This window comes from Lysinibacillus parviboronicapiens, assembly GCF_003049605.2.
GTDB lineage: Bacteria > Bacillota > Bacilli > Bacillales_A > Planococcaceae > Lysinibacillus > Lysinibacillus parviboronicapiens.
Map to the genome: position 1 here is coordinate 2,617,434 of NZ_CP073713.1, position 14,143 is coordinate 2,631,576.

Below are 14,143 nucleotides of genomic sequence, written 5' to 3' on the forward strand. Positions count from 1 at the left end.
GTATGAATGAGATCAGGCTCAATTTAAGTGACTACCTGGTCTCATTAATAGAACTAGTGAATTTTATGACAAATGCCTGAAACGATTAGTTACTTATCGCTATTATTTGTATATTACGCCTAATTGATATTATCTACCTTGATCTTCATAATAAGCTTCATCTGCTGATTTTCGGTCATTCCCTTTCAGGTAGGCTAAAATTTGGTCGTTTAAGTAATACCCAATCCCCATGTTTATCGAATCTTCTGCACGACATGACCATCCCATTTTTGATTGTGCCATATTTTTACATTTTTTCTTTCCCCATTCTTTTAATCGTTTAGCAAAACCAGCATCTTCAGCCAATAACATATTTTCATAAAAGCCTTGTATGGCCTGAAAGTCTTTTTTGTAACACCAAAAGATACCTACAGATATAAAACGGCTTTGAGCAACTATCGCTCGGTTGGGCCGGAGTATCGCTCAGCTTTGAGTCACTACCGCTCGGCTACAAGCGGCAGCCTGTCAGGTTAACTGTCGATTATATCCAAAATGACTTGGCATTCGTTCAAATTCAACCTTTACTAGCTCTGACAGATATCCAATTTCGTTCGTTGAGAAACATTGTACTAATTTTCCCCTCATTTCCGTATAAGGAAGAATACATAGTCTGTTGGTACACCTACTTCACCTTGTTGACGAAGCATCGCTGTCACATTCCCTCGATGATAGGTTCCATGATTGACAATATGGTGTACAAGGTCTGCAAGTATGAACTCCATACGTCCATAATGTGGATGTTCCGTAATAAGGATTTGTTCTAAATCCTTTTGCTCCGTAAAAAAGTGCTGAAATTCTTGTGAAAGCTCGTCATAACGCATTTCAAGTTTATCTATCGAGACTGCTGTTAATTCAGATTTTCGACGTTCTACCTCTCTAACCGTGTCATGAAAGCTATTCCCTTTCATCGTCTCCAACCACACAATGTCAGTTGCATAAAGGTGAATTAGCACTTCTGAAATCGACGAGAAAACGCTTTCTATATGCGCCGTGTAGACCTTATCAGGTAGTTGCTTTAAGTGTTGAATCAATTGTTGGTTAGCCCAAACATGGTAATCGTACATTTTCTCTGCTCGGTTATTTACCATCAGTTTATTCCCCCTGTTGTTAAAAATTGAAAAAATTTATACTCAACTACTCTATTCGGCGCAACAAAGTTTATATCCTTTTTCTGGATTTCCTTTCCTCAACTTCTTCAGGATTTTTAATCCTTCTTTATTTATGTAAAAAAAGACTTGTTAATATGAGTTCTAATCATAAAAACAAGTCCTGTGTATATTCAATTAGTGCAGCCAAACTAAACAGCTTGGTCATGGACAAGAAATTGTTTATTCTTCTGATACTTAATAATTAGTAAAATCAATGCTTGTATTGCGAGGTTTCATGAGTTTCAATGTAATATCAATAATAGGATAACTGGAAATTTTTTAAAATTATACTATTAATATTTATTGATATTCACTTTTCAATTGAGAAAACATAGCAAGATCAACATATTGTCCTTTCTCAAATTCATGTTGTCTTAATACACCTTCTTTATAAAAATCTAATTTTTCTAATAATTTAATAGATGATATGTTTTGTGGTTCAACTTTCGCTTCAATTTTATTTATGTTCATCGTCTTAAAAGCAAAATGGATAATACAAGTTAATGCCTCTTTCATAACACCCTTTCCCCAATATTTTGGCGTTAAATCATAGCCGATTTCAATACGATTATGAGCTTTTTCAAAATTTAAAAACCCACATGTTCCAATTACTTTCTTAGAATCAAGTTCTTCGATTACCCATCTTAAACCTGTCTGTTCCTTGAAAATTTTATCATACCAATTCAATTCATTTATAGCATCCTCTTCAGATTGAAATGGCGTAAACGGCAAATATTTCACTACTTCTTCATTTGAATAAAGCTCAAGAAGGTCACTAGCATCCTTTGTTGTGGCTTTTCGTAAGATAAAACGTTGCGTAGACAATGTTGGAAACTCGGTAAATGTATTCAAATTCATCCCCCTCTATTGCATTAAATTAACTATAGATACCTGTTATAGTAACATATCTATAAGAAACTTATCTAAAATTCACAGCACTTACATGTATTTCTCAAGTTCAAAGGAATAATTGCACGAAAAAGGTTAATGCTGTATTTTATTTTTAAAACTTAAGTAGAGACCATCAACTAGACAGAACAGCTTTTATATCATAATAATAGTAGTGTAAAGCTAATTTAGCCTTACACCTCCTGAATTGTTACTTTGGGCCACAACTGTGGCCCTTTTTATATTTTTTACTTACTGATGCAAGTTTTAATGAACAGTTATTTCTGTTGGTAAATAATGATTGGCTAGTTCGACATTTTGTATAAATTATCCAGAGTGATTATCAAGGTGTCCCACGTAAATTGCTAGGGATTTATTTTGTTAAAACGTTAATTCATATATTTACTATGGTTAGGGAGAGCAATCTGTTCGAAATTATTCGACAATTTCTGTAAGTTAGTTGTGAGTTCTTCTCCAGTCATCGGTAATCCATGGCCAGTTATGGCTACTGTGGGTTTAAGTGCTTGTAATTTTTTAACGGAATCCCATGCAGCCAACCAATCAGTCGTAAAATACCGTGGTGGCCCACTGATTTCCTTTTTCTGTGTCAATACTTTATAAAGGGACTCCTGTTTGACAGTCACAAAAGCATCTCCAACAATTAAAGCCCGATCCTCGTCTCTAAACAAAGATATATGTCCAAGTGTATGCCCAGGAGTATGAATCCATCGGAAACCAGGCATATGCGGAACATGGCCATCCGGAGGAAGTGCTTTGATGTTGCTGCCTAAATTAATAGCTTCATTGGGGAAGAATGGTGAGATTTTCGCTATTAATCCGCCATTTACAATTGAATCTGGCTCTGGATAGTTTTTTCTGCCTGTTAAATAAGGTAATTCTAAAGGATGTGCGTAAACAGGGACTTTCCAATATTCAATTAACTCAATAATTGCCCCAATATGATCAAAATGACCATGCGTTAATATTATCGCGCTAGGGCGACCACTAGCTCCAAATCGTTTTTCTACGACTGCGATTATTTCACGAGCACTTTTTGGCATCCCTGCATCAACTAACACAAATTCGCTAGTATTTGGGGTACCATACAGTACAATATTCACTATTTGAATAGTATGTTGGTACAAATCCGGGAGCACTTCAATGCCATCACCGCTACCGATTGAAGTAGCTGGAATATATTTAAAATCACGACCATAGTTCATATCCTTGTCCATTGAAAAACCTTCTTCCTCCTGAAATTTATGAAGTCAATGCTAGTTTTCCTTTTCGTAGCAAAAATAAAGCTAGAAAAAAATGGTTAGACACCATCTTTCTAGCGTTTATTTAATGGTGCAAATTTTAAAACGATTCTTGAGCCCATATTAATATACATCATTCTGAATTGGGTTTGACCAAGTAGATTGATGCGCACCTATTGTCCAGTAACTTAGGAATTCGAATACCAATCAAGCGCATTTTTATAAAGAACCTTTTGAGCTGCTTCTTCTCCCAAACAACTTTTTATTCGTTCTATATCAGAATATTGGAAGGGTCTTTTCGCTCTTGTCGACGGTAAATCTGTTCCAAACATTAAGGCATCAGGGTTAATAGCATAGATTGCCCTAATAGCTTCATCAGCGTTAAAATCAATTCGTCCAAAGCCCGTCGCTTTTACCCTAACACCTTTGTCCACTAAATTAAATAAGTTTGGAAGTCCAGCTTTTGATAAACCAAGATGATCAATTGAAACTGCCGGTAGTTTTTCTACTACTTTTATGATAGCGGGTAAATCGGTCCCATTAATGTAGAGCTCAGTGTGCCAATTAACTAATTCATGAACTCTTCTTGCAAAATAGTCCAGACGTGATATATCCTCTGAACCTCCGCGATTTACATTAAAACGAAGAGCTTTTACTCCCAGTTTATTCAGTTTGATAATTTCATCATCTTTCGTATCATAAGGTAACTGCGTTACCCCGAAAAAATTTTCACCAAGATTTTGTAGTGCATCTATTAAATAGCATTGGTCAAACTGTTGAAAAGAACCAGAAACTATAGCCCCACCTACTACATTTAAATCAGAGACCGCATGTAAATAATCTTCACAAGTAAAAGCATCCGGCAAATAGCCCTGATTTTCATACAATGGAAACTTTGGATTAATAATATGTAAATGCGTGTCAAAAATTTTCATTAAGATTCCCCCATTCTTAAATAAAGATTATAGTCTGAGTCGTAAAAAGTAAATACAGATGTAACTATGCAAAAATGTGTAAGTGAATCGCTTTTTGAGCAATCACTACCATTTTGATATAGTCTCGTCTTTCCAATAGTATTTCATTGAGGCAAAAAGGACTTGCCGATGTTTTTTACTTATTTAGCCAAGTCCTGACTTCATAACTATGTTTACTTTTGGGGTTGTGCGTTATTTAAAATTCAATTTTGGTTGGGTGGGATTATTCCAGTAACAAGTAAAATAAAGAATGTTAATCCAATTAAAAAGAATATAACTGAAGCAGTAAATATCGGTCCTGATTTAAAGATAAAGCTTTCTCTTTTCTGAATAATGCCTGTTTGCGCACTAGCTTGAGAATTATAGAACCTAGTCATTGCGCCACCACTGCTTAAAAAGTAAAATATTCCCCCTGCAAAAGCTAAACCAGTGAAAAACATTACTTCGATAAATCTTACGGAGAAGAATGAGGCAACAACATACGTAATAATAACTTCTACTATAAATGCCAAAATCATTCGAATAAATTTTTCTTACGCATATAAAACTCCCCTTACTTATTTTGCTTTTTCTCTTCATACGGTTGAATTAAAATTAAACTCCAAATTTTATAAAATTAACCATCCATCATGCATGAATCAACTTTCTTCTACTTTATCTAATTTTTATAGAATCATCCGTAGTTACTAGTTAAATTAATCTTTAATTGCTAAAGAAATATCAGAGCCACTCAAAAACATGTTGTTTAGAACGGCCCTACCAATAAAATCCATAAAAAGTTTCATTTCTATGAAACTTTTTTTGTGTGTAACCGTATATTCACTATAAGAAATACTTATTATTTTTTGGAGGAGTTTAAATGAACAATTATCATGAACATGAACAGCAGACGCCTAGGTTAAATCCATTCGTATCTGTTTGGTTACATCCTAAGCAAACAGCTGCTTTTATGATGGAATACAAATCCCTAGGCTTTGCTTTTTTATTAGTGTCACTAGGTTATATCGGGGCAATGTTTTCTGGCTTAATAGATAGTGATATCTATCCAGGAATGGCCATCTGGCTCATCGCATTGCTCGGTATCGTGGTGTCACCTTTATTAGGCATTATTATTACAGCTATATATGCAGGAGTCTTATTACTTTTCGGTAAGTTATTCCAAGGAACTGCGACATATCAAGGAATGTTTAAATCTTTAAGCTTGACATTAATTCCTTCGATTGCACTATTACCATTTTATTTAATCTGGTTATTCACGTCACCCGAATCATTGTTGATTTCTGAATTTACAGGTACAATGCCAATTATTTTCTGGGTAACGATTTTAATAACAATTGTAACAGGTATTTGGTCGTTTGTTATTACAATAGCTGTAGTAGCTGAGGCACATCAAATTTCAAATTGGAAAGCATTCTTCACAGTATTTATTCCGAGTGTTATTATGTTTATCTTATTCTTAGTGCTTTTCGTTATTATTATTTTTGGTCTAATAGGTATTGGTTTGTTCTTTGATACACCTTAACGTTAAAATCTCCCATTCTACAAAATATAGAATGGGAGATTTTTAATTTTTTCGTTCTACAACCCCTGCACTTTGCTTGCCTTAAAAACAACATGCCAATCGGTTTTTTGCAGCATAAAAATTACTCTAAATACTATTGGACACATCCAACAATTGGAGGTGCAGTTTTTAGATGGCAAAGTATCATGTACAACAAAAATTAAAGTCACAGTTGCCCCCAAGAATGTTTATATGCTTTTCCTTTGATAACTTGCTTTTAAAAATGCACTTATACATCGTACATCGCAACCATCAACTATTCTCATTTCTAATACCAATATTGTTCATGAGTATCATTCCCTGTTTGGTTAAATTAAATTGGAAATGGATTTTATCTAGTTTCAATGGATCAAACTGTGGATTCACGTCTTTAAAATCATTTAATGAAAATCCATAATGTTGAAACACTGGTTCTGTTGTATTGCCTGCATTGGAAAACGGTTTTTTCAGTACTTTCCCTCTAATGGCAGGTGTCAATTTGGCAATATATCGAAGTGGCAAGCTGGCCTGGTTGCCATTGCGGTCTTCTACAGATACGGTAAAATCGATCAGCTCTTCTTGACTGAGTTCCTTTTCTTCCTTTCTATCATCTGCAAGTGAAAATACGATAGCAGTGTTCTGCCCTAGCTCCAGTCCTTTATCAGGAAGCGTCAATGTGTAAAATGCTGGGGAAGAGGGGTCTTTTGCATGCCACCCTAATCGAACAGCATTAAAATCTGCCTCGTCATATTTTAATTTTACTTTTTCTTCCTTCCATTCCTCCAAATTTTTACCGACCAGTTTGCCGCCTGGGACAGTGGTCGTGTTAACATTAATATCTTCATTAAATGTAGCGATAAAAGTTGTTTGCGAATCATTATAATTATTGATATACATGGTGTCAGGAAGCCAATCTTTAGCATATCCTAAATCTTTAAATATCACTTTGTATGGTTTTTTATCTTTCAAGGTACTATCCAAAAAAGCAGAGATTAATACTTTAGCGATAGTTTCTTGCTGATCACGAGGCATAATTTGTTTGAGATTAAAGAGTTGATTTGCTGTGCCAGCTCCATCTCCACGTCCCCAACTTTCATTAAATTGACCATGATTCGCTCCATAGATATAGACGGACGCATTCATATAATCTTCCTTATCTGTGTAAGATAACCGAGATTGCTGATTAGCACTATCGAAGGTGCTCACATCCATATCATGTGCTCCATGTAGTGCCAAATAATTAATGTTTTTTAACGGAAGCGGTTTCCCTGATGGCAAATATTGTCCATCTGTTCCAGCAATAGAAATGAGTGAGCGGATAGAAAAGTTATAGTCAAACTGAATGTTTCCATTATCAGGGGGATGTGCCATTTCGTTATAAGCGGCTGCAATCGCAATAGCTTCTCCACCTCTGGAATGCCCAATCAGCGCAATTTGTCGCATATCCACTTTTTGATAGAATGGATTGTTTGTATGACCGTTCCATTCTTTCCATGTCTGTAGATGTTCCAGCAGCAGTAAACCTCTCGCTCGATTTTCATTCTCTAGCGAACTGACTAAAAATAAATCATTATAGGGCGAAACGTTAAGGAAGTTTTCATCTACAGATACAACGATATAGCCTCTACTCGCAAGAAGGTTCCCTAAATAATCGTAACCTGAATCCGAGTAATCAGTCATTAAATGATTTCCATGAACTATCAATACTAGCGGAAAGTCTCCTTTCCCTTCTGGGTACCACACTTGACCGTTTAACGGCATCGCCTCAGGCCCAAATCCGAGTGTTCTTGTGCGAACAGAAGACCACTTTTCGACAAAATCTGTCGCGTCCACTGTTTTTGTTGTCAAAGAATTTTGTGTGTTAAACTCTTGTCGATAAGTATCTGGGCTGCCGTAAGTGAGCTTTTTTACTGGATAGCTGCCCGATTCTCCTGGATTAGTAAGCCAAGCATTATCATAACGTGGTGAAGTTTTAAGGTGTTTTAATACAACCGTCGGGGTGTTGGCTTCCCCGGGTTGAATCAGCCAATAACTCCCTGCCCCGATGCCAAGTGTCATTATTAATAGAAATATGAAAACGTTAATTTTTCTAGATTTTGATGCATATTTATAGCTGCCCTTTATCCATTTAGAAAGTAGAGCTCCCCACAAAGAAACGACCACCGCTATTAGTAGTATAAATGGGATCGCAACGTCCAAAGGGGCAATAAAGCAAAACAAGAGAAATACAAGCGAACTGAGCAGTACCCAGATATAACGACTAGGAATTTTCTTCAACCCATGCCAGAGCAGCGTAAGAAATCCACTTATGAGTGTAACCGATAAAATAAATATGACTAGGGCCATGGCGTATTCAAAAAAACTACGCTGCTCTAATAAATACCTCCCTTGAATCAAAATCAATAGAAAGGCTACGGTACTTAATGCGCTCGCTGCACCTTTCCAACCTGGTGACAATGGCTCTATACAATTTCGTTTCCCATAAAGTTTTCGAACAAATGAAGCGATGTTTTTCTTGAATGCCCTCAAATTCTTTGATCCCCCTACCTACAATCTATATTATAAATATTCTATTGTAGGTTGCAGGATGACACTTTTTTACCGCTTTCATCACTCTTGCAATTATCATACGAATAAATTGGCAGGTAGAACTCAAACCTTAAGTTCCCACCATTTGACAGATCAGTGTGGGTCCCGATACTTTTCGAATAACTTGTTTAGCCATAAAAAGATACTGAAGGTTATCTTGTTTAGATAATTAAAAAATTGGCGTCGATTAGCTTCGCCCCTGACAATAATTTAAATTACTGAAGTGGAAACGCAAAAACTTATATAAAAAATGGGATGTCCTAAAAGCCATTTTCAGACTTTTAGGACATCCCCACGAAATTAAGTTACGTTAACGAAAACTATACTTTGCTAACATTTCTCCCCAGGGGGCCATTCCTGCTTCTTCAAAGCCCAAACTTGCATATAATTTTCTTCCTTGCTCGTTGTCCTGCTGATACCCAAGCCATATGACATCAGTGCGATCATCTCTGCTTTCGATATCTTGAATAATTAACTTCATTGCATCCTTGCCATGTCCACGTGCTTGAAATCGCTCATCAATCATCAACCTGTATATCCAATAGTTTCCGTCATCCATATCTACCCCGTACATCGCAAAACCGATAAGCTTTTCTCCACAATAGATTGCCTTTATCATCAAGTGGGGGAAAATTTTACTTTCAGCAATTGAATACACATTTGAGGCAACAAACCCTAGCTGCTCTTGCTTAGGCTTCAGTTTAATACAAGCTTCCCAATTATTTTGATCAATCGATCTTAAACTAATCAAATTTCAGATTCTCCTCTAGTAGTAGAGAAATCTAATGTCACGAACTCTCTACTAAATTAGTAAGCACCTACTGACAAAACATGTTGTTATATACATATCACATCACTCCTCGTAAAATGAATTGTCAACGTTAAACTGTACAATTATAAAGAGCACATGGTTTGCTCTCAATTTGTACTCTCGTTTAGTTCGACATACACAGACGAATCCCTCTATAATTCACAAAAATATCAATTTAAGTTTTAATATTAACTATCAAGTGAATTAACTTGCCAATGAAACAATGAAAACACACTGATTTTTCAAGTATTTAAAACCACCCAGCTCATCGCTGCTTTATATTATGATCTGAGACTTTTGACTGTGACAGAGTTTATGAAAAAAAACCGAAAAATTAATCCAGTTTTTTTTGAGTAGGTACCTTATTTAGATTAGTAGCCGTATGGTCGATTATATGGTCGGCGATAGAATGGTGGGTAGAATGGGAAAAATGGATAGAATGGGTAGAATGGGTAATACGGGTATTGATAACGCGGTCGTCTCCTTCTACGACGTCTTCCATAACTGTCATAATCATATTCATAGTCATCATCGTATCGGTCATATTGACCATAATTATATTGCATAATTTTTCCCCCTTTTGATTTCCATATAGGTTATGCCATGTAAAGATTGGCAGCATACGCATTTGCCTAAACTTAACTTTGATAATCTTCAGTTGATGACATTGGGCATCCTCATTTTTAAGAAACTAATTGCAATCCATTTCCAGAACGAATCATGAATCATTTCATCTAGTAACATTTGTACAAATTCTTTGAGCTCGTTTGTATGGATTGTCTATTCAAATGCCATTGCTCCATAATGCTCATAAACAAGATACATTACCAACAACTCAAAAGTCATTTCCAAATGGAAACGACTGTATAAGCTTAATCGAACGATGAAGCACAAGATGTATCACTGTGATTTGTTGAAGTGTCCGAGCAAGATTGCATATCTGTATCTTGTAATGAAACAATTACACCTGTCGACATAAAATCTGTTGTAGTCGTCGTCGATTGGTTCATACGACGACCAGATGAATTATCATGCTGATGCAATTTCTTATTCAAGTCAATAATCACTACTACTAAAACCATTAATGCCATCATAACAATAAATAATAACCCCATTCTTCCACGCTCCTTGCTGATGGCTATGTAATTTTGATGAATATTGTCTCTACGATTGTGTGGACGAAAAGATATGATGAACAATCTTTTGATGATGCATTGGAAAGAATCATCTTATTTTAGCGGATCATGACTATTTTAGTTTGGATCAACCATTATGGTATAAAGCACTTTAATGGCCCCATTAGAATTGTCACCTGCAACTCTCACGCACCTTTCTTAATTTTGCCAGGACTTTTTGACATAGCTTGTTCAGCACTTCAAGAACTTTAGGTGGTAACGTGAAAGACATAAGCTAAGCTGACCTTTACATAAAAAAGTTGATTCCCGGTAAGGAATCGACTCTTTTTATGTTTTTAAGTAACAATCGAGTCCATTGTTGAACAATGATTCAATACATGTAGGAAAGTGGATTGGTTCTGATTATACACTTTTCACTATGAAACGCTTCGCACCGAGTGTAACAAGTGATACAAAAATGCCCCCAATAACAATCATACCGATAGAGATAAATACTCCGCCTAATCCGAGCACTGTATCGTGGTAGGTTATAATTCTTGGAGCGCCATTTCCATATGACCAGATGGCAAACCTGGCAATTTCTAAGTATGCAAGGTGAAAACCAATCGACGTCCAGAGACTCCCAGTCAATAGACGGAGCAACTGCAAACATATGCCAAAGCATAGAATGAGTATGATATAAGGCATGGTAATAACGTTGCCATGAGCAAGTCCAACGAGTGCTTGAATCTGGGAAACTGCTATAGGGACAGATAAAAATAGCATGGTTTGAAGTAATACTGCGAGCCAAGCGATAAATCGATGACGTAACACATCATATAGCAATCCTCGCAATGCTAATTCCTCTGGCAAAGCTTCATAGAAAAAAGCAATTATTATATTTATGAGTAGCGCAGCAAACCACTGATCGGGGGTATGCCATTTTTCAATGACTATCCACCCTTGCAAACTGGCGATAATGAAACCCAATGAAGCCAGTGCAATTGCCAAGAGAACCCCAGTAATAAAGTGATAAAGCCTTTTCCAGGAATATACTGGCGTTTTAGGTTTAATACCCGTCATTCGATAGACACGCTGATACAAATATAAAATAATAGGAACAACTAGCCCACTCATCACAAGACCCTGAACCAATAATTGAGCATTTCTTGATAAGCCGAACAATTGTGCAGCAACATCACCAGAAAGTGAACCTAAGAACAGACCCCCTGCTAATGTGAGCCATCCGGCGAGTACAAAAAGTATCCATTTCATATTTTAATTTCCTCCCATGAGTATTTGAATTGATTTATTTACTTTGCTTTAAGCCTTGCTATAAACCTTTTATTCGTTGAAAACTAGGCAGTGCCCTAGGTTTATCATTCTTGTTATTTGATTTATAGAAAAAGTGCTAAAAAGATGTCTTTTACTGCTTGTGCGAAGATATAAATAATAAAAATCGGTGTAAGCATTTTAAAAATGCAAAATTATAAGTAGGGTGTAAAAAGCACGAAATCTTAAATACGGCCTGCTATGTTGTAGTATCGTTCATGTTCGGTTCCCAAAAAAGTACCTTCGAAGGCAATAAAGCTCGACAACCGTTTGTTTAAATTTTTTATAATAATTTTTTGACTTATGGTCGGTCGCATCCTCTCGTAATCTCAATTCGATTGATTTAATTTGCTCATAAATCGGCGTTTGGAACTGTTTGAAATGATACTTTGCATGTAAATACCTCCCTCTGAACATTGTATATAAATAACATATACAATATATACAATTTGTATATATTTTGCAAGTTAAATTATTGTTATTACCATAAATAAATCCCTTTATTTTCTCTATATAATTTATATTTAACAATGTATACTGTCCTTTACATCGTCTTCTGTTCCACTTATGGCACAGGATTCGTCCTGGATTTATGAACTTTTTTTGCAGCAAGCTTTTTGACATTAAGGATTTACGATGTATTTTACCTTTAGAAAATAAAAATAGGACATGCTGCTATAGCATGTCCTTGGCAATATTGTTCTATATTCTTTTTGTACGGCGCACACAACGTTTTATTGATATAACTCTTTATAAACAATGACTTTTAACGCTGCAATTTCCTCTTCTGTCAATTTCCCTTGGAATTTTTGAAGAGCCTCCTCTTTTGTTATGGAGCCATTTTCTAATTGTACTCGAATATCATTAAGCTCTGAGATTCCCACTTTCTGAATAATTACCTTTGTGGCTTCTTCTTTTGTCGTAAACGGCAATGTACTACTATCTACTGTTTTCGCTTCTTCCAGAAAGGATTTTAATTGTGGATCACGTTCAATCGTGTTCTTGATTTCTTCCATTTGTCCGTTGTTCTCTAATTCTGTCGAAATCGTCTCCACTAATTTATCAGATGCAAACTTTGTACCATAATGATACACACCATAACCAATAACACCGATGAAAACGAACAATATAAGTAGAAATTTAATAAATTTCATAGTCTCACTCTCCTTCATGCTAGTTAATAATACTATATCGAGTGAGCATATGAGAAATAATTATCCTTTATGAGTCTTTTGCATAATGCAAATGGACAAGTGCTGGACAATGACACCGACTTTTTAAGGAAAACATTTTTGATTGCTCTATTTTTTACCTATTTAAAATTATTTTCTACCGAATTTTATAAACTTCCCCTAGTATGTGCTCTTGTGTTTATGTGAATAAAATACCACTTTTACAGGCAATCTGTTGGTCGCTCCTTTTACAAACTAGCAACGCTCTGTACATAAAAAAATTGAGCAATCACTCTTTTCTATTGCTATTTTTATGCAATACTTGGATTGGATTTCAATTTATTTACCTGCTATAGCGTTTCTTGGTTTGTTGAAAATTCTCTTCGTAAATATGCACCTTATTTGCGATTTAATTTCAGCATTACTTATGAACACGAATTATTTTTGACATGTACAAGGTTAGATACTCTCCTATTTGACAGTAATCAGGTATGAAGCAACATAATGTGCTAGCCACGTTAGTTGTAAAAGTGACTAGCACACATAAAATGACTATGAACTTTGATAAAGAAATTTACATTAATACATGAAACTTGCGCCAACGATAATTAGAAGAATGAAGAGGACAACGATTAAAACGAATGTTGAATCATTACCATAGCCGCTGTTACAGCCATAACTATAGCCTTGATTTCCCATAAAAATTCCCCTCCTTTCCAGTGAAAGAAATAAAAAGAGTCATTCCCAAATTGGAAGTGACCATTATAACCAGGGGGTGTTTTTCTATTGGAGGTGAATAATGCTTTTCCAAGAATAGGATATGCTACTACACTATGCGTTTGACATTCGTTACTACTAGGTGTTTGACATTAAAATGAAAAAGTTACAGTATATGATTTTGATAAAGCTAAAAAAACGTATAGGTTCTGCATGCCTCATTTGACTACAACTGACATTTAGGATTTAAAGTAGGCTAAACCCATTACGTTTTAAAATCAAATTGCCGTTCCTTTTTGAATTTTTAATAAATAAATAAATACTTTTTGAAAAGAAAGCAGTAACTTTAGATAAAAAAATTACTAGGCCCACACTTCTTTTTTCTTGTAGAGCTTAATTACCTCATATAGTTCAACAATCAACCTTCAGAGCTATCCCTATTCAAACTATTAAATATCATTTATACTAAATAAAATAACAGTAGAATGGAGTGATTTTCATGATGTTTTCTCCATTATTTGAACAAGACGTACCAGCAATTCTTCTCCCTTAACGGTAG

13 protein-coding genes and 1 pseudogene are annotated in these 14,143 nt (G+C 35.4%); 1 reads left to right on the plus strand and 13 read right to left on the minus strand.

Annotation, left to right across the window (positions count from 1 at the left end; all coding sequences use genetic code 11):
- Positions 1–129: 129 nt before the first annotated feature.
- The 6 genes and pseudogenes from C9J31_RS12485 to C9J31_RS12510 form a co-directional block, all read right to left on the minus strand.
- Positions 130–417 (minus strand): annotated as a pseudogene (locus C9J31_RS12485) (glycosyl transferase family 2); the annotation flags it as partial.
- A 203-nt stretch (positions 418–620) separates the two neighbouring features.
- Positions 621–1,127 carry a DinB family protein gene (locus C9J31_RS12490; RefSeq protein WP_107950737.1) on the minus strand — a complete coding sequence of 169 codons (507 nt, stop codon included), beginning with the start codon at positions 1,125–1,127 and terminating at the stop codon, positions 621–623.
- 360 nt (positions 1,128–1,487) lie between these two features.
- A complete protein-coding gene (locus tag C9J31_RS12495; protein ID WP_107950738.1) occupies positions 1,488–2,039 on the minus strand; it encodes a GNAT family N-acetyltransferase in 552 nt (183 codons plus the stop codon).
- A gap of 425 nt (positions 2,040–2,464) precedes the next feature.
- Positions 2,465–3,310 (minus strand): MBL fold metallo-hydrolase, encoded by an 846-nt coding sequence (locus tag C9J31_RS12500; RefSeq protein ID WP_107950739.1) that lies wholly within the window; start codon positions 3,308–3,310, stop codon positions 2,465–2,467.
- 212 nt (positions 3,311–3,522) lie between these two features.
- Positions 3,523–4,269, minus strand: a complete 747-nt coding sequence (locus C9J31_RS12505; RefSeq protein ID WP_107950740.1) for an amidohydrolase family protein — start codon at positions 4,267–4,269, stop codon at positions 3,523–3,525.
- Positions 4,270–4,511: 242 nt separating this feature from the next.
- Complete coding sequence (locus C9J31_RS12510) at positions 4,512–4,826, minus strand: hypothetical protein (protein ID WP_107950741.1); 315 nt, start codon at positions 4,824–4,826, stop codon at positions 4,512–4,514.
- Positions 4,827–5,167: 341 nt separating this feature from the next.
- On the opposite strand from C9J31_RS12510, the gene C9J31_RS12515 reads away from it, so the two are divergent.
- Entirely contained in the window at positions 5,168–5,830 is a 663-nt protein-coding gene (locus C9J31_RS12515; RefSeq protein WP_107925178.1) for a Yip1 family protein, read from the plus strand.
- 291 nt (positions 5,831–6,121) lie between these two features.
- Here the strand turns inward: C9J31_RS12515 and C9J31_RS12520 are convergent, their stop codons facing one another.
- The 7 genes from C9J31_RS12520 to C9J31_RS12550 form a co-directional block, all read right to left on the minus strand.
- The gene (locus C9J31_RS12520) at positions 6,122–8,377 is read right to left on the minus strand and encodes a poly(ethylene terephthalate) hydrolase family protein (protein WP_107950742.1); all 2,256 of its coding nucleotides are present in this window, start codon (positions 8,375–8,377) and stop codon (positions 6,122–6,124) included.
- Between the two features lie 370 nt (positions 8,378–8,747).
- On the minus strand, positions 8,748–9,188 hold the full coding sequence (locus C9J31_RS12525) for a GNAT family N-acetyltransferase (protein ID WP_107950743.1): 441 nt from the start codon (positions 9,186–9,188) through the stop codon (positions 8,748–8,750).
- 431 nt (positions 9,189–9,619) lie between these two features.
- Positions 9,620–9,814: a spore coat protein gene (locus C9J31_RS12530; RefSeq protein WP_153062537.1), complete on the minus strand. Its 195-nt coding sequence runs from the start codon at positions 9,812–9,814 to the stop codon at positions 9,620–9,622.
- Positions 9,815–10,120: 306 nt separating this feature from the next.
- Positions 10,121–10,363: a hypothetical protein gene (locus tag C9J31_RS12535; protein WP_107950745.1), complete on the minus strand. Its 243-nt coding sequence runs from the start codon at positions 10,361–10,363 to the stop codon at positions 10,121–10,123.
- A gap of 423 nt (positions 10,364–10,786) precedes the next feature.
- Positions 10,787–11,638: a CPBP family intramembrane glutamic endopeptidase gene (locus tag C9J31_RS12540; RefSeq protein WP_107950746.1), complete on the minus strand. Its 852-nt coding sequence runs from the start codon at positions 11,636–11,638 to the stop codon at positions 10,787–10,789.
- Positions 11,639–12,429: 791 nt separating this feature from the next.
- The gene (locus tag C9J31_RS12545; RefSeq protein WP_107950747.1) at positions 12,430–12,849 is read right to left on the minus strand and encodes a hypothetical protein; all 420 of its coding nucleotides are present in this window, start codon (positions 12,847–12,849) and stop codon (positions 12,430–12,432) included.
- 597 nt (positions 12,850–13,446) lie between these two features.
- A complete protein-coding gene (locus C9J31_RS12550; protein WP_107950749.1) occupies positions 13,447–13,566 on the minus strand; it encodes a YjcZ family sporulation protein in 120 nt (39 codons plus the stop codon).
- Between the last annotated feature and the right edge of the window lie 577 nt (positions 13,567–14,143).